The organism is Variovorax sp. PCZ-1 (assembly GCF_018413605.1).
GTDB lineage: Bacteria > Pseudomonadota > Gammaproteobacteria > Burkholderiales > Burkholderiaceae_C > JANMDU01.
This window is the reverse complement of sequence record NZ_JAHCDN010000001.1, coordinates 1,188,433-1,211,981: the sequence shown is the minus strand read 5'-3', so window position 1 is coordinate 1,211,981 and position 23,549 is coordinate 1,188,433. Positions and strand designations below refer to the sequence as shown.

Annotated in this window: 16 protein-coding genes; 4 read left to right on the top strand and 12 right to left on the bottom strand. The window is 54.8% G+C overall.

The features are described from left to right. Position 1 precedes the first annotated feature (1 nt). The 12 genes from KIH26_RS05875 to KIH26_RS05820 form a co-directional block, all read right to left on the bottom strand. Entirely contained in the window at positions 2-1,150 is a 1,149-nt protein-coding gene (locus KIH26_RS05875; protein WP_213443357.1) for an enoyl-CoA hydratase/isomerase family protein, read from the bottom strand. Beyond that, complete coding sequence (locus KIH26_RS05870) at positions 1,147-2,025, bottom strand: DMT family transporter (protein ID WP_213443355.1); 879 nt, start codon at positions 2,023-2,025, stop codon at positions 1,147-1,149. Before KIH26_RS05870 ends, KIH26_RS05875 begins: the two co-directional genes overlap by 4 nt. Further along, on the bottom strand, positions 2,022-3,248 hold the full coding sequence (locus KIH26_RS05865; protein WP_213443353.1) for a J domain-containing protein: 1,227 nt from the start codon (positions 3,246-3,248) through the stop codon (positions 2,022-2,024). The genes KIH26_RS05870 and KIH26_RS05865 overlap by 4 nt, the downstream gene beginning before the upstream one ends. Next, a complete protein-coding gene (gene typA / locus KIH26_RS05860; protein WP_213443351.1) occupies positions 3,220-5,043 on the bottom strand; it encodes a translational GTPase TypA in 1,824 nt (607 codons plus the stop codon). Before typA ends, KIH26_RS05865 begins: the two co-directional genes overlap by 29 nt. A gap of 13 nt (positions 5,044-5,056) precedes the next feature. Next, positions 5,057-6,037 carry a tRNA pseudouridine(55) synthase TruB gene (gene truB, locus KIH26_RS05855; RefSeq protein ID WP_213443349.1) on the bottom strand — a complete coding sequence of 327 codons (981 nt, stop codon included), beginning with the start codon at positions 6,035-6,037 and terminating at the stop codon, positions 5,057-5,059. Between the two features lie 3 nt (positions 6,038-6,040). Further along, entirely contained in the window at positions 6,041-6,418 is a 378-nt protein-coding gene (rbfA, locus tag KIH26_RS05850; RefSeq protein WP_213443347.1) for a 30S ribosome-binding factor RbfA, read from the bottom strand. A 149-nt stretch (positions 6,419-6,567) separates the two neighbouring features. Continuing rightward, positions 6,568-9,390, bottom strand: coding sequence for a translation initiation factor IF-2 (gene infB / locus KIH26_RS05845; protein ID WP_213443345.1), 2,823 nt, complete (start codon positions 9,388-9,390; stop codon positions 6,568-6,570). A 20-nt stretch (positions 9,391-9,410) separates the two neighbouring features. Then, a complete protein-coding gene (gene nusA, locus KIH26_RS05840; protein WP_213443343.1) occupies positions 9,411-10,946 on the bottom strand; it encodes a transcription termination factor NusA in 1,536 nt (511 codons plus the stop codon). A gap of 32 nt (positions 10,947-10,978) precedes the next feature. Next, a complete protein-coding gene (gene rimP, locus KIH26_RS05835) occupies positions 10,979-11,563 on the bottom strand; it encodes a ribosome maturation factor RimP (protein WP_213443341.1) in 585 nt (194 codons plus the stop codon). 237 nt (positions 11,564-11,800) lie between these two features. Beyond that, the gene (gene folD, locus KIH26_RS05830) at positions 11,801-12,646 is read right to left on the bottom strand and encodes a bifunctional methylenetetrahydrofolate dehydrogenase/methenyltetrahydrofolate cyclohydrolase FolD (protein WP_213443339.1); all 846 of its coding nucleotides are present in this window, start codon (positions 12,644-12,646) and stop codon (positions 11,801-11,803) included. Between the two features lie 120 nt (positions 12,647-12,766). Next, complete coding sequence (locus tag KIH26_RS05825) at positions 12,767-13,393, bottom strand: response regulator transcription factor (protein WP_213443338.1); 627 nt, start codon at positions 13,391-13,393, stop codon at positions 12,767-12,769. An 84-nt stretch (positions 13,394-13,477) separates the two neighbouring features. Continuing rightward, a complete protein-coding gene (locus tag KIH26_RS05820) occupies positions 13,478-16,048 on the bottom strand; it encodes a PAS domain-containing sensor histidine kinase (RefSeq protein WP_249661108.1) in 2,571 nt (856 codons plus the stop codon). 241 nt (positions 16,049-16,289) lie between these two features. Here KIH26_RS05820 and aceE point away from each other — a divergent pair, with 241 nt between their 5' ends. From aceE to lpdA, 4 genes are all read left to right on the top strand, one after another. Further along, the gene (gene aceE / locus KIH26_RS05815) at positions 16,290-19,001 is read left to right on the top strand and encodes a pyruvate dehydrogenase (acetyl-transferring), homodimeric type (RefSeq protein ID WP_213443336.1); all 2,712 of its coding nucleotides are present in this window, start codon (positions 16,290-16,292) and stop codon (positions 18,999-19,001) included. 129 nt (positions 19,002-19,130) lie between these two features. Beyond that, positions 19,131-20,798 carry a dihydrolipoyllysine-residue acetyltransferase gene (gene aceF, locus KIH26_RS05810; RefSeq protein ID WP_213443334.1) on the top strand — a complete coding sequence of 556 codons (1,668 nt, stop codon included), beginning with the start codon at positions 19,131-19,133 and terminating at the stop codon, positions 20,796-20,798. Between the two features lie 153 nt (positions 20,799-20,951). After that, the gene (locus KIH26_RS05805) at positions 20,952-21,536 is read left to right on the top strand and encodes an Ntn hydrolase family protein (RefSeq protein WP_213443332.1); all 585 of its coding nucleotides are present in this window, start codon (positions 20,952-20,954) and stop codon (positions 21,534-21,536) included. Between the two features lie 119 nt (positions 21,537-21,655). Further along, a complete protein-coding gene (lpdA, locus tag KIH26_RS05800) occupies positions 21,656-23,497 on the top strand; it encodes a dihydrolipoyl dehydrogenase (protein WP_213443331.1) in 1,842 nt (613 codons plus the stop codon). Positions 23,498-23,549 lie beyond the last annotated feature (52 nt).

The window sequence follows — 23,549 nt, the reverse complement described above, 5'->3', positions numbered from 1 at the left end:
ATCAAGCCAAATGCCGTAGAGGATGTGCCTCAGCCGGCCAAGGGCTTACGAAAAACGGCGCAATCATTGGTGGCGTGATGTCTTCCAAGCGAGCTGGATTCCATGTCGGCGAATGGTCTTTATCTACCGCTAAAGCGCGGATGCCTTCTACGGTTTCAGAAGCTGTCCCGCTGCGCGTTAGATGCTTGGTGTGAAAACAATGCCGCACCAAATCGCGCTCAAGGCGCAGATCGTCAGCTAGGCTCAAGCTTCGCGCACGGCGGATAAGTTGCAACGTGACTTCGAGCATCAAAGGTGAGCGCTTGCGCAAAAGTGCTGCCACATCTTTTGCCCAAGCATCGCTGCTGGCTTCTAATGATTGAGTGATTGCAAGCACTGTAGAGTGATTGAAATTATCACCAATTTTTGAAAGAAAAGTGCTATTCGCCGGCATAGAATCTGCGCGAAGTGCTATTGAATTGATAGCAATTTCTGAAAAACATTCAGCACGATTAGGATAACTACCAGCAGTTAATTGATCCCACAAGCCTGTCAATTGATCACTATTGATCTGCACATCTGCCAAACCTACTGACACTGCTTCGGGTGCATGCAGCATATGGCCGGTGAGTGCCAAGTATTCACCCACGCCAGGCTGCGCGTTCGCGCAACGGCTGAGAAAATAGCCGCCGCCTACATCGGGAAACAAACCAATATTTGTCTCTGGCATGGCCATCTTGGTGCGCTCAGTGACGATGCGAATGCTGTTTTTCGCCAAATGGCCAGAGATTCCCATGCCGCCGCCCATGCAAATACCATCCATGAAGGCGACATACGGTTTGGGATAGGTATGAATTAAATGATTGAGGCTGTATTCTTCAGTGAAGAAATCTTCGAGTGCTGGATCGCCTGTGAGCGCCGCTTGATGGAAGAAGCGGATGTCACCGCCCGCGCAGAAGCTGCCGAAGGGTGCAAAGCTGCCATCGGGTAACTTGCCTGTACCGCGAATCGCCACGAGCTGAATATTCGCTTGATCACGCCATTTCAGCAAAGCAGCCGTGATCTGGCGCACCATACCCAAGCTCAAAGCATTCAATGCCTTCGGGCGATTGAGCGTGATCAAGCCTGCATTGCCACGCTCTTCAACTAAAACAAAATTGTCTTCACTCATGATGATTTCCAACCTAAAGCCTCATTCGCTACGAGCGCACCAATCACCAGCGTGCCGCCAATCAGCACAGCCTGCGTAGGCACTTCGCCTGCAAACATCCAAGCCCAGAGAATACCGAAAATCACTTCCAGCAGAGCCAGCAGGGACACTTCGGGTGCTTTCAACACCTTGGCGCAAATCACGGCGAGCGTGCACGGTATGGCCAATTGCACCAAGCCGAGCAAAGCTAGCCAACCAACATCCGAGCCGCTTGCAGCAAATGGAAAAGACAGAGGTAATGTGATGAGCGAAGAAATCACCGCACCAATGAGCACACAAGGCACAAAATCAAGCTGCTCCCCCTTGGCTTGCGCGCGCTGCACCACCGTCCAATGAATCGCGCCTGCTACAGGCACGCAAAACGCCACAGCCATACCTAGCGCCGCTCCGCTCTGCTTCAAATCTAATTGCTGGCCAAACATATAAGCGATACCCGCGCAAGCCACAGCAATCGCTCCCCAAGTTCGTGCAGGGAGCTTATGGCCGATAAAAATGCGAGCAATCAAAGCGGTGAGCAGCGGGCCCACAGCCATCGTCACCAAAACATTCCCCACTGAAGTTAGCGTGAGAGCCACCATGAAAGCGGTAAACATCACGCTCCAGCAAAGGCCACTGATCCAAAACGGCACGCTCTTCCAATGAAAACTCTTGAATACACCCCTACCCTGCCATATCGGCAAGATGACGAGTAGCGAAATCACCGTGAAGAAACTGCGCCAAAACGTGACTTCAAAGCTCTTGGCAGATTCAAGCTGCCGCGTGACAGCGCCAGCGATAGACCACATCAGAGTGACGGCGATCATGAGCAGCACGGCTCGGGAGTGTGTCAGTTTCATCGTTTTTTCTTGGCTGAGTGGCGAGGCGCGGTATTCATCATCATGGCATTCATAAGCTCATCATCCAGTATCGCATCATGGCGCTCGAGCTCCTTGCTATTGGCTTTTGCCCAGCGCTTGAGATCGGCATCGTTTTTGATCATCTCCAAATCGTTGCGCATCAAATGTAGGGCTTCATCGTACTGCTGCAAAGTCGCCTGCAATAAGGCTTCCAAATTTTCTGCCGTCAGTGATTGGTGAGATAGTAGACCGAATTCGTGCATCATCTGCCGCTCAAGCATCATGCACTCTTGTGTCAAATCCTTGGCTTGCGCTCGTAGCAGCGCGATCCAGCTTTCGAGCTTTTCTTCAGCTACCGTGCCCATCGCGCTCGCATCAATTTGGCTCGCCCTGAGTTGCAGCTGGAGCAGAGCCAACAAATCTTGACGCTCATAAGCTGTATTGGCTTCGCTCATCAAATCGTGGCTGATGGCGCGCTGCGTATCGTTGTCAGCGCGATCAGGATGAAGCTGGCGCGCCAATTGGCGATAGATATTTTTGAGAGCGCTTTGTGCTTCTTGGGCCGCTAGCTCTTTTTCGGCGAGTCTGGCTTGCGCTTTAGGATCCGCTTTCTTTCTTGCTGCGCGCTTTTCATCCCGCCGCGCCTTACGCTGCTCTTCAATTTTTTCTTGATGCACCATCTTCTCGTGAACGGCCTTCAGTGCAGCTTGCGCCATTTCAGCAGCACTGCCTTTTTCGGAAGACGGCGATAAATCTACGCCCATCGCCTCAAGCCAATCCAACATGCCGTCTTTGTTGGCGGCATCCATCTCTTCGATGGTCTCATGACTATACGCATCATGAATCGCGCGCATTTGCGCATCGCCTTGCAAAGCGTAATCCTTTGCCAAAGAGACGATCAATCGTCCTATCGATTTGCGGTGATTCGCAGTGAGCGATTGGGTGCCCTCTGCATCAGGTCTTTGCAAACGCTCATGCAAAAATACCACCATCTGACGAGACAAGCGATCTTGCTCGGCTCGAAGTGGTGGCAGATGTTGCCCGAATTTGCTTCGGTATTGGCCATACAGCGCATCAAGAAACTGCACACGCTGCCCAATCGCATCAATCCGCTGGAGCGCATCAGCAAATTTGAGCTGCAATGGGCTGGTGGCCTGGGCTTTCGCCTGAGTCACCAGATCGTTTTTGATGGCATCAGTCACGGCTAGCGCGCTTGCGCTCATGCTCTTTCAAGAAGCGCTTGCGCAAACGGACGCTCTTTGGCGTGATCTCAACCAACTCGTCGTCTTCAATGAATTCCACGCCGTATTCCAGCGTGAGCTGAATCGGAGGGGTGATCTTGATCGCGTCTTCCTTTCCGCTCACACGGAAGTTGGTGAGCTGTTTGGTGCGGGTGGCGTTGACGACGAGGTCGTTATCACGGTTGTGGATACCGACGATCATGCCTTCGTACACGGGATCGTTCGCGCGCACGAACATGCGGCCACGGTCGTCGAGCTTGCCCAGAGCGTAGGTGAAAATTTCGCCATCGTCCATCGAGATCAGCACGCCGTTTTTGCGGCTGGCGATGTCGCCTTTGTGCGGTTCGTAACTGTCGAAAATGTTGGCGATCAAACCAGAGCCGCGTGTCAAGTTCAAGAACTCAGTGGTGAAGCCGATCAGGCCACGCGCGGGAATTCGGTACTCCAAGCGCACCCGGCCACGACCATCGGGCTCCATGTTCACCAGCTCGCCTTTGCGCTCACCCAAGGCTTGCATCACGCCGCCTTGATGTTGGTCTTCCACGTCAGCAGTCACCAATTCAATCGGCTCGCATTTCTCGCCATTGATCTCTTGGAACACCACGCGTGGCTTAGAAACAGCCATCTCATAGCCTTCACGGCGCATGTTTTCCAAAAGAATAGTGAGGTGCAATTCGCCGCGACCTGAGACTTCAAAGATACCGTCTTCATCGGTTTCTTTCACGCGCAGCGCGACGTTGGACTGCAGCTCTTTCTGCAGACGATCCCAAATCTGACGGCTCGTCACATACTTGCCTTCACGACCAGCGAGCGGCGATGTATTCACGCAGAAATTCATCGTGAGCGTAGGCTCATCGACTTTCAGCATGGGTAACGGCGTTGGATTCAGAGGATCGGTGACTGTTACGCCGATGCCGATGTTTTCAATACCGTTGATGAGAACGATATCGCCTGGGCCGGCGCTGGTAGCCACCACGCGATCCAAGCCTTGGAATTTGAGCACTTGGTTGACGCGGCCTTTGTAGGTCTTGCCGTCTGGCCCTTCGGCCACGAGCACGTCCATCATCGGCTTGATGGTGCCAGCGGTGATACGGCCTACGCCGATACGGCCCACGAAGGTGGAGTAATCGAGCGAGGAGATTTGCAATTGCAGCGGCGCAGAGGCATCGCCTTTTTGCGATGGCACATGGCGCAGCACAGTGTCAAACAGCGCGGTCATATCTTTACCCCACTGAGCGCCTGCCTCGCCCTCTTCCAACGCGCTCCAGCCGTTCAGGCCAGAGGCGTAGACCACTGGGAAATCCAGCTGCTCATCGGTTGCGCCGAGTTTGTCGAACAAATCGAAAGCTTGGTTCACGACCTTCTGGCAATCAGCACCTGGCTTGTCCACCTTGTTCACCACAACGATGGGGCGCAGGCCAAGAGCCAGCGCCTTCTTCGTCACGAAACGGGTCTGAGGCATCGGGCCTTCTTGCGCGTCAATCAAGAGCACCACGCCATCGACCATGGACAGAGCACGCTCCACCTCGCCACCGAAGTCCGCGTGGCCGGGGGTATCGACGATGTTGATGTGCGTGTCGTTCCACTTCACAGCGCAGTTCTTAGCCAAAATCGTGATGCCACGCTCTTTCTCAATGTCGTTGTTGTCCATCACGCAGGTTTCAAGCTGCTCGTGAGCAGCGAAAGTGCCGCTTTGGCGCAGAAGCTGATCGACCAGCGTGGTTTTGCCATGGTCAACGTGAGCGATGATGGCGATGTTGCGGATTTGTTGGGTCATGATGACTTCCTTTTCAATTCAAAACTGTTGTCGCAGCTTCCTGGGACATGCCCTGAGCCAGCGTTTGTGAAACTTCGATGGGAGAAAGCAAGCGAGTTGGAATCAACTCTCCTGCTTTGATGTGCGCACTACCGAGTAGCGCACGGGGTTTGTCTCCATACACAGCGACGTGATCGTTATCGGGCAGCGCTGTACGGCGGCGCAAACCACTTAAAAATCTGCCTGCATTTTCGTTGTCTAGCGTGACGGCCTCGTGACCTGCGAGCAGGCTGTCTACAGGCTGCAAAGCGGCAAGACGCTCGTCGTCGTTCAAGGCTTCGAGCTGCGCAAGCGTGAGCGCTTTGCCAACCAGCAGGCCGCCCGTCTCGGTGCGACGCAAGCTCGAGAGATGCGCGCCACAGCCCAAGGCTTCGCCAATGTCTTCGCCTAACGTTCGGATGTATGTGCCTTTGCTCACAGTCGCTATTATTTTAATAGCTGCTTGCGCAGTATCTGTGCCGGCGAACTGTATATTTAGCTTATAAATCGTCACTTCACGCGGCGCGCGCTCGATCTCGATGCCTTCGCGGGCGTATTCGTAGAGCGCTTTGCCATCCTTCTTCAAAGCGCTGTGCATCGGCGGGATTTGTGAAATCTTGCCAGTGAATTGCGCCTGCACGCGATCCAGATCAGCTTGGGTCACATTCACTTCACGCTTGGCAATCACTTCGCCTTCTGCATCGCCAGTAGAAGTCTTGATGCCCAGCACAGCAGTGGCTTCATAGGTTTTCACAGCATCGAGCTGCAAAGCTGAAAACTTCGTCGCTGCGCCAAAGCACAGCGGCAATACGCCCGTGGCCAATGGATCAAGCGTGCCAGTATGGCCTGCTTTTTCAGCGCGAAGCAGCCATTTGGCTTTTTGCAAAGCGTCGTTAGACGACAAACCCAGCGGTTTGTCCAGAAGAAGCACCCCATGCACGGGACGCCTCACGACCCGTACTCGTGGTGCGTTCATGGCTTATTCCTCCGCGTCCTTGGAACGCGAGGCGACCGCCTTGGCGATCAGCGCATTCATATCAGCGGCGCGCTCGGTGGTGCGGTCAAACTGAAAATGCAAGGTAGGCACGGTATGAATGTGCAAACGCTTGAAGAGGCCGTTGCGCAAGAAACCAGCTGCTTGCGTGAGCGCGGCCTGAGTTTCCTCAGGCTCACCCGTGAGCAAGCTGTAATGCACGGTGGCATGAGCGTAATCAGGCGTGACCTGCACCGCATTGATCGTGACCATACCCACGCGCGGATCTTTCAATTCGCGCGCGATCAGCTCCGCCAGATCCCGCTGGATCTGGTCACCTACGCGGATACCGCGATTGGGGGCTGAAGTTTGTTTTTTAGGCATACAGTGGTCAGGAAAGAATAGAACGCAAAATACGCAGAGGTTTCGCAAAAGGCGCAAAAGAAATACACAAAAGATTTGGTTTCTTTTTTGCGTCTTCTGCGTAATTTTTGCGTCTTTTGCGTTCTATTGATTGATCTCCAATAAAGTGATTAAAGCGTACGAGCAATTTCCTTGATCTCGAAGAACTCCAAGACATCCAATTCAACGATGTCGTTGTAGCCCTTGATGTTCAAGCCGCACTCGAAGCCTTCTTTGACTTCTTTCGCATCGTCTTTGAAGCGCTTCAATGAATCGAGTTCGCCCGTGAAGACGACCACGTTGTTGCGCAGCAAACGCAAGCGAGCATTGCGCTTGACCACGCCGCTGGTGACCATACAGCCTGCAATCGAGCCGACTTTGGACACGCGGAAGACTTGACGAATCTCGGCGGTGCCGATGACTTCTTCTTTCTTGTCTGGCGTGAGCATGCCGCTCATGGCTGCTTTCAGATCGTCCACAGCGTCGTAGATGATGTTGTAGTAGCGAATGTCGATGCCATTGCCTTCGGCTGTCTTGCGCGCGCCTGCGTCGGCACGCGTGTTGAAGCCGATGATCACAGCCTTGGAAGCAATCGCCAAGTTCACATCGCTCTCGGAAATGCCACCCACGGCGGCATACACGATCTGCACTTTGATCTCGTCCGTGGAGAGCTTGAGCAGTGAGGAAGACAGCGCTTCTTGCGAACCTTGCACATCTGATTTGATGATGATCGGTACGGTTTTGACTTCGCCGGAAGCCATGTCGGTGAACATGTTTTCCAGCTTAGAAGCTTGCTGCTTAGCCAGCTTGGTGCTGCGGTATTTGCCAGCGCGATAGGTGGCGATTTCTCGCGCACGCTTTTCGTCTTGCATCACCATGAATTCATCGCCAGCGCCTGGCACTTCAGCCAAACCTTGGATTTCCACAGGGATGGATGGACCAGCAGATTTCACTGGATGACCCGTTTCATCGAGCATGGCGCGCACGCGGCCATAGGTTGCGCCGAGAAGCACAGCATCGCCCACTTTGAGCGTGCCGGTTTGTACGAGCACGGTAGCCACAGGGCCGCGACCTTTGTCGAGCTTGGCCTCAACGACCAAGCCCTTCGCCATGGCTTCCACAGGTGCTTTGAGCTCAAGCACTTCAGCTTGCAAGAGCACTTGCTCGAGCAAATCGTCAATACCTTGGCCAGTTTTCGCAGATACAGCCACGAAGGGCGATTCACCACCAAACTCTTCGGGCACAACCTCTTCCGCCACCAATTCGCCTTTAACGCGATCTGGGTTGGCTTCAGGCTTGTCAATCTTGTTCATCGCCACCACGATAGGCACGCCAGCTGCTTTCGCATGCTTGATCGCTTCTTTCGTCTGCGGCATCACGCCGTCATCCGCAGCAACCACCAAGATCACGATGTCGGTGGCTTGCGCACCGCGCGCACGCATGGCCGTGAAAGCCTCGTGGCCGGGTGTATCGAGGAAAGTGACCACACCGCGCGGCGTTTCGACGTGATAGGCGCCGATATGCTGCGTGATGCCGCCTGCTTCACCCGATGCCACTTTGGCGCGGCGAATGTAATCGAGCAGAGAAGTTTTACCGTGATCAACGTGGCCCATGACTGTGACCACAGGGGCGCGCGGCAAGAGCTCAGCGGTGAATTCACCGGCTTCGTCTTCAGTAAACGCTTCAGGATCATCCAGCGTGGCAGCCAAGGCTTTGTGACCGAGTTCTTCCACCACGATCATCGCCGTGTCTTGATCCAGCGATTGGTTGATCGTGACCATCTGGCCCAGCTTCATGAGCTTCATGATCACTTCAGAAGACTTCACAGCCATCTTGTGAGCCAGCTCAGCCACGGTGATCGTCTCAGGCACGTGGATTTCAAGCACGCGGGCTTCCACCGGCGCGGCTGGTGCCTGCTCCTGCACTTCATCGCGGCCACGCTTGCCTTTGGGGCCAGCGCGCCAGTTGTTGCGGCCTACGCCACCTGTGGCGTCTCCTCGGGTTTTGATTTCACCCTTCTTCTTGCCGTCGGCATCTTTGCCCCAGCTTGAAGACAATTTCTCGGATTTGACTTCGGTTTTCTTGGCGCCTGTGCCGACTGCGGGTGCACCAGTGGCGGGTGTGCCATCGGCTTTCTTTGCACCGGCTGCTGGCTTGTGCAAGGTACCTTTCACACCTTCTTTGGCGGCAGGCTTGGGCTCATCGGCTTTCTTGGCCACGAGCACCTTCTTGGGCGCGCTCATCATCGCACGAATCGCTTCGGCTTCAGCCAAAGCTTTGCGGCGACGATCAGCAGACTCGGCCGCGATTTGCTCTGGCGTCAAAGCAGGAGGCGCTACAACCTCAGGAGCACTTGGCGCAGGTTCTGCAAGGGGAGCCTCTGCTTTTTGCTCTAGAACTGGAGCCTCAGATACTTCAGAAGCAGGCTCCACAGGTTCAGCTGCGGCTTGTTGCTTGCTACGCGCTTCTTCAGCAGCACGGCGACGCTCTTCGGCTTCTTGAGCCAAGCGCTGATTGAACTCAGCTTGACGGCGTGCTTCTTCCTCACGGCGAGCCTTTTCAGCCTCGTCGATCACCGGCACAGCCGGCGCTGCGGGTGGAGGAGCAACTGGTGCTGGTGGCGGCGCCACAGGCGCTGCCGCGACCTCTTCATCACGCTGCACAAAAGTACGCTTCTTACGCACTTCCACCTGAATCGTGCGCGCTTTGCCCGTGGCGTCAGCTTGCTTGATTTCAGTGGTGGATTTTTTCGTAAGCGTGATTTTCTTGCGCTCGCCAGGTGCTGCTGTGCCGTGGCTGGTTTGCAGGAAGCTCAGCAATTTTTGCTTATCAGAATCAGTGAGCACATCGCCAGCAGCCGCTTTGGGCACGCCAGCGCCTTTAAGCTGCTCAAGCAGGATTTCAACCGGCTTTTTGAGCTCGCTGGCAAATTCGGAGACAGTGGTGTTTGACATAGTGGGTGGTCTCCATACTCTTACTCTTTGGCTGCAGGTGCAGCAGAGGCATCGTCAGCAGTGAACCAATGCTCGCGCGCCTTCATGATGAGCGCCTTGGCTTCATCTTCATTTTGACCCGTGATCTCGGTCAACTCGTCAATGGCCAAATCGGCCAAATCATCGAGTGTGTTCACGCCGCCTTCAGTCAATTTGGAAATCAAATCGGCGCTGAGGTGTTTGCCGTTGAACTCAAAATCACGCAGATCTTGGCTCACTTCTTCCACAGACTCTTCCTTGGCAATCGCCATGGTGAGCAAGGCATCTTTCGCACGGGTGCGCAGCTCGTTCACGGTGTCTTCGTCAAAGCCTTCAATTTCCAGCATCTCTTGCAGTGGCACATAGGCCACTTCTTCGAGCGAGGTGAAGCCTTCGCTGATCAGTGTGTCGGCAATTTCTTCGTCCACATCCAGCTTGCTCATGAAGAGCGCGCGGATTGTGCCCTGCTCGCCAGCCTGCTTCTCGGCAGATTCATTGGCATCCATGATGTTGATCTTCCAGCCGGTGAGCTCAGAAGCGAGACGCACGTTTTGGCCGCCACGGCCAATGGCAATGGCGAGGTTTTCCTCATCCACCACCACGTCCATCGCATGCTTTTCTTCGTCAACAACGATAGAAGACACGTTGGCAGGAGCCAAAGCACCGATCACGAATTGGGCAGGATCTTCGCTCCAAAGCACGATATCCACGCGCTCGCCTGCGAGCTCGTTTGTCACCGCGTTCACACGCGAGCCACGCACACCCACGCAGGTGCCGATGGGGTCAACACGCTTGTCGTTGGAGAGCACAGCAATCTTGGCGCGTGAGCCAGAATCTCTTGCGCAGGATTTGATCTCGAGCAGACCTTGCTCAATCTCGGGCACTTCATTACGGAACAGCTCAATCATGAACTCTGGCGCGCTGCGCGAGAGAATGATCGGCGCGCCACGCAAGGTGGGATCCACTTCCATGATCATCGCGCGCACGCGATCACCGCTGCGCAGATTCTCTTTGGAAATCATGTCGGAACGCTTCAAGCGCCCTTCCACACGGCCACTCTCGACGATCAAGCCCTCTTTGTCTGCACGCTTCACAGTGCCCACAAAAATCTTGTCGCCACGGCTCATGAAATCGTTGAGCAGAATCTCGCGCTCAGCATCACGGATTTTTTGCAAAATCACTTGCTTGGCTGCTTGCGCGCCAATGCGGCCAATGGGCACAGATTCGACCTGCTCTTCAATATAGTCGCCCGGCTCAACATCGCTCACGCGATCCAGCGCATCCATCAGCATCTCTTCGGCATCTGGGTTTTGCAGGCCTTGGTCATCCGGCACGACGAGCCAGCGGCGGAAGGTTTCGTAATCACCACTCTCGCGATCCATGGTGACGCGGATTTCCACCTCGCCATGGCCTTCGTTTTGATAAATCTTCTTGCTGGCCTGCGCAAGCGCCGCCTCCAGCGCACCGAACACGGTCTCGCTGTCAACGTTTTTCTCGCGGGAAATGGCTTCAACAAGCATCAACATTTCGCGGTTCATGGTTCTTCTCCTTCGTCCAGAGTTCTAAAAAATTAAACGGTTTTAGGCTTACGCCCTTTGAAATCAACAATCGGTGCTAGACGCGCTTCTTTGAGCTCATCCAGCGTGAAGCCCATCACCGTGGCTGGGGCTTCCAATTTTTTCTTCGACACTTTCGCACCGGGCTTGAGCGGCTTGGCGGCTTCATTCTCCAGCTCAATCTGCCAGCCGCCTGCTTGCGCTTTACGCAGCTTGCCGCGAAACTTTTTGCGATTGGCATTCACTGCGCCTACGCTTTGTGCGGCCACTTCTGAGCCAATGGCGACTTTCAATGTGAGATCCACCATCTCGCCATTGAAGCGCTCGAAATCGGATTCACCCAGCAGCGGGCGATCAATGCCTGGCGAAGCCACTTCCAAGCGCTTGTAATCCACGCCTTCGACTTCCAACACGTATTGCAACTGCCGTGTGACGCGCTCGCAATCTTCCACAGCGATCAATACCTCTTCTTGCCCCGCTTCCCAAGGATGATCAATCGTCACGCGCAGCAAACCACCGGCTGAGCGTTCAATCTCAACCAAGACGTAACCCAGCCCGGTCACGGTCTGGCTCAAAGTGGTGTTTAAATTTGCGGACATCTATCGCTTAAAACTTGGGGCAAAAACAAAAGGCAATAAAAACCCCAACCAGAACAGCTTGCGAATAGAAAAACATCTACTCAAAACCGTTTAGGCATAAAAAAACGGGCGTTTGCTGCGCCCGTTGGGGTGTAATGTATTGATTATAAAGGATTTTTGGCTTATTTACCAGGAGTTTTAGGCTGACAAGAGCAGGAAATATCTGCTCGTGAAGACGTGCCCCCGTCCGGTCGAGGGTCAAACACGCTCTGCAGCTTCCAATGTGTTGACCAACAGCATCGTGATCGTCATCGGCCCCACGCCACCGGGCACTGGTGTGATGTAGCTCGCAACCTTGCTCACACCATCGAAATCCACATCGCCGCAGAGTTTGCCTTCATCGTTGCGGTTCATGCCCACATCGATCACAACCGCGCCGGGCTTGACCATATCTGCAGTGAGTACGTTGCGCTTACCTACAGCAGCAACAATCACATCAGCTTGTAGCGTCTGAGCTTTCAGATCTTTTGTGCCGCTGTGGCAGATCGTCACGGTGGCGTTTTGCTGCAAGAGCATGAGTGCCATCGGCTTGCCGACGATATTGCTGCGACCAATCACAACAGCATGTTTGCCTTTGAGTGAATAGCCAATCGACTCGAGCATCTTCATGCAGCCATACGGCGTGCATGGCCAAAAGCCGGGGCGACCGACCATGAGCGCGCCAGCGCTGGCGACATGAAAACCATCGACATCTTTTTCAGGGGCAATGGCTTCGATGACCTTTTGCGCATCCATATGCACGGGCAGAGGCAGCTGTACAAGAATACCGTGAATCGTTGGATCGTTGTTGAGCTTTTCAACCAAGGCCAGCAATGCCGCTTCGCTCATATCAGCGGGGTGCTTTTCCATCACCGAGTGCAGGCCACTGTCCGCGCAAGCTTTGACTTTGTTGCGCACATAGACTTGGCTCGCTGGGTTGTCTCCAACGAGAACCACAGCGAGGCCGGGAGTAATGCCTTTGACTTTGAGCGCGGCGGCGCGGCGAGCTACATCTGCGCGCAGCTGGGTGGAGAGTTCGTTGCCGTTGATGAGTTGGGCAGTCATGTGAGTAAATGGCTAATTAAAGAGGAGAACGCAGAAGACGCAAAAAAACGCAGAAGGCGCAAAAGGAAATCTATATTGAATTCTTTCTGCGTCTTTTGCGTTCTATTGGTTAGTTAGAAATCAAGCCTTCGGCGCGTTAGAACCTAAAGCAATTTTGAGAAGATCAGCCACAGTATTCGCACCGAGCTTTTCCATGATGTTGGCGCGATGCGCTTCCACCGTTTTGATACTGATGCCTAAATCGTCGGCAATCTGCTTGTTCAAACGACCAGCCACGATACGCTCGAGCACCTGCGCTTCACGTCCTGTGAGCTTAGCCAGCAATGCGTCGCGGCTTGCAGATTGCTGATGATCCGCAAAGCTACCCTTGGCCTGCTCCAGCATGCGCTCAACGAGACTCACCAGCTCAGCTTCTTTAAAAGGCTTCTGGATGAAATCCATGGCGCCTTTTTTCATGGTGTTCACTGCCATCGGCACATCGCCATGGCCAGTGATGAAGACGACGGGCAGCGGGCTTTTGCGCTCGATCAGTTTGTCTTGAAGCTCAATGCCGCTCATGCCGCCCATGCGCACGTCCACCAGCAGGCAGGCGACCTCGCGGGGGTCGTAGCGGGCGAGGAAGGTTTCGGCGGAATCAAAGCAGCGCACCCGGTAGTCTTTGCCTTCAAGCAGCCACTGCAGCGAATCGCGCACGGCCTCGTCGTCATCGACCACATACACGGTGCCTTTTTTCGGGATCAAGCTCATGAAACACTGTCCTTTTTATAACAAAACCAACGATCGCCGGCGTAGAATCTGCGCGGAATGCTATCCAATTAATAGCACTCAACTTTAAGCCTGTACGGCTGAAAAGCTGCCTGTACGGCTGCCGTAGTAGGCCACAGGCTGACAGGGCAGCCAAAAGCTAAAACGGCAACCCGTCACTTGATCGCCATTGTAGAGGTTCTCAGCATGCATCCTGCCTTGGTGGCTCTCCACAATGGAGCGGCACAAGTTCAGGCCAATGCCCATGCCTTCGGCCTTGGTGGAGAAGAAGGCTTCAAACAAGCGCTGCATCACCTCGGGAGCCAAGCCCTGCCCGGTGTCAGTCACCGTAAATTCCACGGCCTCGCCCACGCCATCAATCTGCTTCGGTATAGCGCGGAGCTCGACGCTGCGACGATTGCTTGGGCGATTCGCATTGTCAATCGACTCGGCAGCGTTTTTAAGCAAATTAACCAGCACTTGTTCGATCAAAATCGGATCAACCATCAAACGCGGTAAGCGAGCGGCCAAATAGTGTGTGAGCCGCACATTGCGGCGACGCAGCTCAATCTCGGCCAGCTCCAAGGCTTCGGATACCAACTGGGACACATCGCTCTCTGTCCGATTCGGCGCCGAACGCTTCACAAAGCTGCGAATGCGATGAATGATCTGCCCAGCACGCTGGGCTTGGCGTGCAGTTTTCTCCAAAGCGGCCAGCATCTCTTCTTGATTGATCTGCCCGCCCTGAATACGGCTGACCATACCAGTGCAGTAATTTGAAATAGCAGTAAGCGGTTGATTGAGCTCATGCGCCACGCTCGAAGCCATCTCACCCATGGTAATGAGGCGCGAAGCGGATTGCGCCTTCTCTGCTTGCTGGGCTGCCAGATCCTCAGCCATGCGGCGCGGTGTGATGTCTGTAGCAATCACCATTTGAGCCAAACGACCATCCGTCCAGTTCAGATAACGAGAACGCACTTCGAGCCATTTGTTGAGATCAGGAATAAAGATTTCTGCATTCTCACTGCGAGCTGCCGTGATTTCCTCGGTTGGCAAGCCTGCCAAAGAATCCACGCTATCGCCGCTGGTGCTGTCTTTGAAATCAGGCTGGACAATGCCGCTATCCATGCGCCCCGCTTGTTCCACCAAGCTCAAATGCTCTTTTGATTTGCTGCCAAACCACAAGCGATACATTTTGTTGGCGAACAGCAGCTCATCGCCGCCCAGCGGTGCCACAGAGACGCTTGCGTCCAAGCCTTCGAGCACGGTGGTAAATCGTTCGTAGGATTCAGACAGTTGCTTACGCACACGATTAGGTTCTGTGATGTCGGTCATGGAGGTCATCCAGCCGCTTTGCACACCTTTGCCATCCACCAAGGGCGACACATACATGCGAGCATCAAAAATGCTGCCATCACGGTGCTTCACGCGGACTTGAAACCCGCCCGGCGTGGTGCGCCCACTGATCTCTTCTTCCAGCCTCGCTGCGAGCATCTCGCGGTCATCTTCAGGCCAATAGGGAAATGGCGCGGTCAGCCCCACCAATTGCGCTTCACTCCAACCCGTCATCTGACAAAAAGCTGGATTGACATAGGTGATGCGGCCTTGCAGATCGAGCGCGCGCATGCCGGTGAGCATGGAGTTTTCCATGGCGCGGCGAAAGCTCGTTTCTTGCAAGAGCGCAGCCTGCGTTTGGATACGGCGGCGAGTATGCCGCCATGCGGTAACGAGCAGCCAAGCCGTCATCAGCGAGAGAACCAGCACCAACCAAAACAGCGCACTGCCAATCACCCCCAAGGAGGCACGATATGCCTCGGCGCGCAGCACCAAACTATTGCCCAGCGGCGAAACCGGCACCTCATACTCCGTATCTTGCTGCACCCAAGGTAACAGACGCACTGCCGCATTGCGCTTGGGCGAGGTGTTGCCAGACAGCAGGCGATTCTTATCATCGAGTAAAGCGACTGCATACTTGGCAGTGATCTCGGCCGGAACGCCATAGCGCATCAGCCCATCAACCTGGTACTCGCCCATCACCACACCACCAAAGCGTGCGCCATCGGCCAGCGGCACTTGCACCTGCAACACAGACATCGTTTGCGTTCCTATTCCTGTGGGCACGGAAAATGGTACGGAATACATGGGCTGACGCACATCTCGCACGAGGTTATAGACGGTGTCTGTTTCTTGATGGCGAAGCATATCGCCACTCAAACGCACATACAGCCCTGGCATGCTGGGCGAGGTGTAGCTCACGCGAATGCGCTTCTTAGCATCAATCCACACCACGGATTGCAATTCTGGATATTGACGTACCAAGCTCTCGGCCTGCGTAACGAAATCTTCGGTATCAATCTGCTTGTTGTTGATATCTGCCGCTAAGCGCATGAGCTGTTCTTGGCGCTCAAGCAAACGCAGACGAAGGCGCTGCTGCGCGTATTCCACATCGCGCTGCACGGCCTCTTGCTCGCGAGACATTTCCTCTAAACGCAAATAACCAAAGCTTGCCACGATAGCCATCAGAAACACCGCCACGGCCGCCAGAGGCGCGATCAAGGCAAAGCGATTTTGCCGCGTGGGCGATTGCGAGCGCCACCAGCGCACCAGCCACGTGGGCTGTTTGCTCACAGCACGAGCTGGCTTAGCTGATGCAGACATAGGCACAGCCAAAGGCATCGGCTCTGTTCTCACGATATCGGTCATCTTGCGATTGTCGTGCACCCCTTGCCGTTTTTTCGGCGTTCATCATATTCCATAATATGAAAACATGATGCACTATTTGAAAATATCAAAGAATTTGTGAAACAATAGAGTCACTGCCCTAAATTCAAGGCAAGCTAAGCAAGTTATGCACGGCTCGTCATCACCCATGACGCTGCTTCTTATCTGGAGACACAACATGTCAGCACTACCCAAAGACATCGACCTCGACAACCAAGAAACCCGCGAGTGGATGGACGCACTCTCCGCCGTCATCAACGCAGAGGGCAAAGACCGCGCGCACTTTCTGCTGGAGCAGCTCTTGGAGCATGCTCGCCAAAACAGCATCGACATGCCCTTCTCTGCCACGACCGGCTATGTGAACACCATCGAGCCTGATCAAGAAGCGCACAACCCAGGCAACGTAGAAATCGAAGAGCGCCTGCGCGCCTACATGCGCTGGAACGCAATGGCCATGGTGGTCAAAGCCAATCGCCATAACCCTGCGGACGGCGGCGATTTGGGTGGCCATATTGGCTCCTTTGCATCTCTCGCCAACTTGTTCGGCGCAGGCTTCAATCATTTCTGGCACGCCGAGAGCGCCAACCACGGTGGCGATTGCATCTACATCCAAGGCCATGTGTCGCCCGGCGTGTATGCCCGCGCGTATCTCGAAGGCCGCTTGACGGAAGAGCAGCTTTTAAACTTCCGCCAAGAGGTCGATGGGAAAGGCCTTTCCAGCTATCCGCATCCCAAGCTCATGCCCGAGTTCTGGCAATTCCCCACCGTGTCGATGGGCCTCGGCCCTCTGATGGCGATTTACCAAGCGCGCTTCCTCAAATACTTGCATGCTCGCGGCATTGCTGATACGTCTAACCGCAAAGTTTGGGTCTTCTGCGGAGACGGTGAGATGGACGAACCAGAAAGCTTGGGCGCCATCGGTTTGGCAGCCCGTGAAAACCTCGACAACCTCATCTTCGTGATCAACTGCAACCTGCAGCGCTTAGATGGCCCTGTGCGCGGCAACGGAAAAATCGTGCAAGAGCTCGAAGGCGAATTCCGTGGCGCGGGCTGGAATGTGATCAAGTGCCTCTGGGGCAGCGGCTGGGATCCATTGCTCGCACGCGACAAAAATGGCGCGCTCCGCAAAATCATGATGGACACGCTGGATGGCGATTATCAAGCCTTCAAAGCGAACGACGGCGCTTATGTTCGTAAACATTTCTTTGGCCGCAGCCCCGAGACGCTAGAGATGGTCGCGCACATGAGCGACGATGAAATTTGGAACTTGAAGCGCGGCGGCCACGATCCGCAAAAAGTCTATGCCGCGTTTGACGCTGCGGTGAAGCATAAAAACCAGCCCACCGTGCTGCTCATCAAAACCGTGAAAGGTTTTGGCATGGGCAAAATCGGCGAAGGTAAAAACACGGTTCACCAAACCAAGAAGCTGGCTGACGAAGACATCAAAGCCTTCCGCGATCGCTTCAATATCCCGATCCCTGATAGCCAAATCGCCGATCTGCCTTTCTACAAGCCCGCAGACGACACACCGGAGATGAAGTATCTGCATGAGCGCCGCAAAGCGCTTGGTGGCTATCTGCCGCATCGCCGCACCAAGGCCGATGAGAGCTTCACCGTGCCTGCGATTGATGTCTTCAAGTCTGTGATGGAGCCCACCGCCGAAGGCCGAGAAATCTCCACCACGCAAGCCTATGTGCGCTTCATCACGCAGCTGCTGCGCGATCAAGCTTTGGGCAAGCGCGTGGTGCCGATTTTGGTGGACGAGGCGCGCACCTTCGGTATGGAAGGCCTGTTCCGCCAAGTCGGTATTTACAACCCGCTCGGTCAGCAATACACCCCTGTCGATAAAGAGCAGGTGATGTACTACAAGGAAGACAAAGGCGGCCAGATTCTGCAAGAAGGTATCAACGAAGCCGGCGGCATGAGCAGCTGGATTGCAGCGGCGACCTCGTATTCGACGAGCAACCGCATCATGGTGCCGTTCTATGTGTACTACTCGATGTTTGGCTTCCAGCGCATCGGCGATCTGGCTTGGGCAGCAGGCGATATGCAAGCCCGCGGCTTCTTGCTCGGCGGCACATCCGGCCGCACCACGCTGAACGGCGAAGGCCTGCAACACGAAGACGGCCACAGCCACATCATGGCCGGCACGATTCCGAATTGCATTTCGTATGACCCGACCTTCGCCCACGAAGTCGGCGTGATCTTGCATCATGGCTTGAAGCGCATGGTGGAAAAGCAAGACAACGTGTTTTATTACATCACGCTGCTCAACGAAAACTACGCCATGCCTGGCCTCAAAGCTGGTACGGAAGAGCAAATCATCAAAGGCATGTATTTGCTGCAAGAAGCTGCTGCGAAAAAAGATAACGTGGTCAACCTGCTCGGCTCTGGCACCATCTTGCGCGAGAGCATGGCCGCGAAAGAGCTGCTGGAAAAAGATTGGGGTGTGAGCGCCAATGTATGGAGCTGCCCAAGCTTCAACGAACTCACCCGCGACGGCCAAGCCGCTGATCGCCAAAACTTGCTCAACCCAGAAGCCAAGCCAGTCAAGAGCTTCGTGGAAGAGCAACTCGGCAAAACCACCGGCCCCGTGATCGCTTCAACGGACTACATGAAAGCCTACGCCGAGCAAATCCGCCCCTACGTGCAAAAGGCCACGGCTGATGGCAAGCCAACGCGCAACTACAAAGTCCTCGGAACAGACGGCTTTGGCCGCTCAGACTTCCGCAGCAAACTGCGCGAGCACTTCGAAGTCAACCGCCACTACATCGTCATCGCATCTTTGAAGGCTTTGGCAGAAGACGGCAAATTGCCTCTAGCTAAAGTGACAGAAGCGATCAAGAAGTACGGCATCAAAACCGACAAGATCAACCCCTTGTACGCTTGATGAAATTAAACGGGGTCAGATCTCAATTAATTTTGATCACCGACCTCGTTTGATAACCAACAACCAAATTAATTGTGCTCTGACCCCATTTAATTTCGCAACGCATTAGCGTTGCATGGAGACTTAACAATGCCCATCATAGAAATTCAAGTCCCCGACATCGGCGATTTCGACGAAGTTGCCGTCATCGAACTGCTCGTCAAACCTGGCGACACTGTCAAAGCCGAGCAATCCCTCATCACCGTCGAATCCGACAAAGCCTCCATGGAAATTCCCTCCAGCGGCGCAGGCGTGGTGAAGGAACTCAAGGTCAAAATCGGGGATAAGGTCAAGCAAGGCTCCATCGTGCTCACGCTCGAAGCCGCTGGCGCATCGTCAAGCCCAGCAACCGCTCCCACACCTGCTCCCGCTGCAGTTTCAGAGAAAAAACAGCCAGTCGCCGGCATAAATACTGCGCAAGCAGCTATGAATTCAGTAGCATCTCGCATCGAAGTTAAAGTGCCTGATATTGGTGATTTCAAAGATGTGGCTGTGATTGAAGTCTTTGTCAAAGTGGGCGATACGATCAAGGTGGAGCAATCTCTCGTCACCGTCGAATCCGACAAGGCTGCGATGGAAATTCCATCGAGCGCGGCAGGCGTGCTCAAAGAATTGAAAGTCAAAGTTGGCGACAAGATCAATATCGGTGATCTGCTGGCCATTCTCGAAGGCTCTGCGCCTACCGGAGCCTCTACAGCTCCCGCAGCCGCAGTTTCAGAGCAAAAACAGCCTGTAGCCGGCGTAAATACAGCGCAAGCAGCTCCTGTTTCAGTAGCATCCTCTGCACATGCTCCAGCCGCACACAACCCCACAACGGCTCCTACTGGCGCTCTGCCTCACGCCAGCCCCTCCGTTCGCAAGTTCGCACGCGAGCTAGGCGTGCCGCTCGAAGAAGTCAAAGGCTCAGGGCTGAAAGGCCGCATCACTGAAGCCGATATCCAAGGCTTCACCAAAGCCGTGATGAGCGGCGCTGTGGCCACCAAAGCCATCGCAGCCAAAGCCCCAGCAGGCGGAGACGGCGCAGCACTCGGCCTCATCCCATGGCCGAAGATTGATTTCACCAAGTTCGGCCCGATTGAGCGCAAAGAGATGAGCCGCATCAAAAAGATCAGCGGCCAAAATCTGACACGCAACGCGATCATGATCCCCGCCGTCACCAACCATGACGACGCAGACATCACCGATCTAGAAGCCTTCCGCGTCTCGACGAACAAGGAAAACGAGAAGCTAGGCATCAAAGTAACCATGCTAGCTTTCCTCATCAAAGCCTGCGTCGCCGCGCTCAAGAAATTCCCCGAGTTCAACTCCTCTCTCGATGGCGATGCGCTGATCTACAAACAGTACTATCACATTGGCTTCGCAGCCGATACGCCCAATGGCCTCGTCGTCCCGGTGATCAAAGACGCTGACAAAAAAGGCGTCTTGCAGATCAGCCAAGAGATGGGCGAACTCGCCAAAAAAGCCCGCGACGGCAAGCTCACGCCAGCCGAGATGAGCGGCGCATGCTTCACGATCTCAAGCCTAGGCGGCATCGGCGGGCGTTACTTCACACCGATCATCAACGCCCCCGAAGTCGCCATCCTCGGCGTCTGCAAGAGCCAGATGGAACCAGTCTGGGACGGCGAAAAATTCGTGCCACGCTTGATGCTGCCTTTGTCTCTCACTTGGGATCACCGCGTGATTGATGGTGCGGCTGCTGCTCGCTTTAACGCATTCTTGGGTCAAATCCTCTCGGACTTCCGCCGCGTTTTGCTTTGAGTTATTGGCGAACTAAGCAATAGAACGCAAAATGCGTAAAAACACGCAAAAGACGCAAAAAACAGAACAGACAATCAATTTCTATTTTGCGCCTTTTGCGTTTCTTTTGCGTCTTTTGCGTTCTCCTCCATCCCATCCAAAGAACTTAACAGTATGACCACAGTAGTAGTCGTTAAAAAAGCAGGCAATGTCGCTATCGCCTCCGATTCGCTCGTCACCTTTGGCGATACGCGCTTAGGCAACCGCTTTGAAGCCAATGAAAAAATCTTCAAAGTGAAAGCCGTGGGCGGCGAGAGCTATGTCACCACTGCAGGCACTGTGGCGCACTTCCCTGCCCTGCGGAAATCGCTTGAATCCTTGCCTAAAGAAGATCTGAAGCTACACAGCAAAGACGAGGTCTACGACACCTTCCTCAAGCTCCACCCCGTGCTCAAAGAAAAATTCTTCCTGCAAACCAAGGAAGAAGATGCAGATCCTTATGAGAGCATGCAGTTCAGCGTGTTGATCGCCAACAGCGCAGGCATCTTCGGCCTCTACAGCTACCGCGAAGTCTTCGAGTTCAAAGAATTCTGGGGCGTCGGCTCAGGCCGCGGCTTCGCGCTCGGCGCGATGAGCGTTGCGTATGCGAAGCGCGATGCAAGCGCGCGAGACGTGGCACTCGCAGGCGTGACCGCAGGCTGCGAATTCGACAAAAACTCCGGTGGCCCGATCAAGGTGTTCACGATGAAACTGAAATAAACGGGGTCAGATCTCAATTAATTTTGATCACCCGCCCCTTTTGATTTCCAATCACCAAATTAATTGTGCTCTGACCCCATTTATTTCGCGACGCGAAGCGGCGCAAAGGAAAGCAAACCATGTCAACGATAGAAATTAAAGTCCCCGACATCGGCGATTTCGACGAAGTTGCCGTCATCGAGCTGCTCGTCAAACCTGGCGATACCGTCAAAGCCGAGCAATCCCTCATCACCGTCGAATCCGACAAAGCCTCCATGGAAATTCCCTCCAGCGGCGCAGGCGTGGTGAAGGAACTCAAGGTCAAAATCGGGGATAAGGTCAAGCAAGGCTCCATCGTGCTCACGCTCGAAGCCGCTGGCGCATCGTCAAGCCCAGCAACCGCTCCCACACCTGCTCCTGCTGCAGTTTCAGAGCAAAAACAGCCTCTCGCCGGCATAAATACTGCGCAAAGTGCTACGAATTCAGTAGCATCTACCTACAAAGGCGCAGCAGACATGGATTGCGACCTGCTAGTCCTAGGCGCAGGCCCCGGCGGCTACAGCGCGGCTTTCCGTGCTGCTGACCTCGGCCTCAAAGTCATCATCGTCGAGCGCTATGCCCAGCTCGGCGGCGTGTGCCTCAACGTCGGCTGCATCCCCTCCAAAGCACTGCTCCACGTCGCCGCCGTGATGGATGAGGTGAGCCACATGGCTGATCTCGGCGTGGAATTCGGCGCACCCAAGCTCAACATTGACAAGCTGCGCGGCCACAAAGAAAAAGTCATCGGCAAACTCACTGGCGGCTTGGCTGCCATGGCCAAGATGCGCAAAGTCACCACGGTGCGCGGCTATGGCGCGTTCGTGGGCTCGCATCATGTGCAAGTGGAAGAGACCAGCGGCACAGCTCAAGAAAAAACGGGCGAAAAGAAGGTCATCCAGTTCAAGCACTGCATCATCGCCGCAGGCAGCCAAGCCGTGCGCCTGCCCTTCTTGCCCGATGATCCGCGCATTGTGGATTCCACGGGCGCTTTAGGCCTTGCAAGTGTTCCGAAGAAAATGCTCATCGTCGGCGGCGGCATCATCGGCCTAGAAATGGGCACCGTGTATTCCACACTCGGCGCGCGTCTGGATGTGGTCGAGATGATGGACGGCCTCATGCAAGGTGCAGACCGCGATCTCGTCAAGGTCTGGGAGAAGATGAACAAAGGCCGTTTTGACAACATCATGTTGAAGACCAAGACAGTAGGCGCGCAAGCAACGCCGCAAGGCATCAAAGTGCAATTCGAAGGCCTCGACGGCACCAAGAGCGAAGGCGTGTACGACCTCGTGCTGCAAGCCGTCGGCCGCACACCCAATGGAAAAAAGATCGCAGCCGATCAAGCCGGCGTGGCAGTGACAGACCGTGGCTTCATCAATGTCGATATCCAAATGCGCACCAACGTGCCCCACATCTTCGCCATCGGCGATATCGTCGGCCAACCCATGCTCGCCCACAAAGCCGTGCACGAAGCGCACGTGGCCGCTGAGGTGATCGCAGGCGAGCAGCAAGGCAATAAAGAACTCGCCGCCGCCGCATTCAACGCTCGCGTGATCCCCAGCGTCGCCTACACAGACCCCGAAGTCGCTTGGGTCGGCCTCACAGAAGATCAAGCCAAAGCGCAAGGCATCAAAGTCAAAAAAGGCTTGTTCCCTTGGTCAGCATCCGGCCGCGCCATCGCCAACGGCCGAGACGAAGGCTTCACAAAGCTCCTCTTTGATGACTCCCCAGAAGCCCACGGCCACGGCAAAATCCTAGGTGGCGGCATGGTCGGCACCCACGCCGGCGACATGATCGGCGAAATCGCCCTCGCCATCGAGATGGGCGCAGACGCAGTAGACATCGGCAAAACCATCCACCCGCATCCCACGCTAGGCGAGAGCATCGGCATGGCTGCGGAAGTGGCGCATGGAAGTTGTACGGATTTGCCACCGAGCAAGAAATAAGAAGTTAAATCTTCCTAAAGCAAAAAGTCCAGACGAGAAATCGTCTGGACTT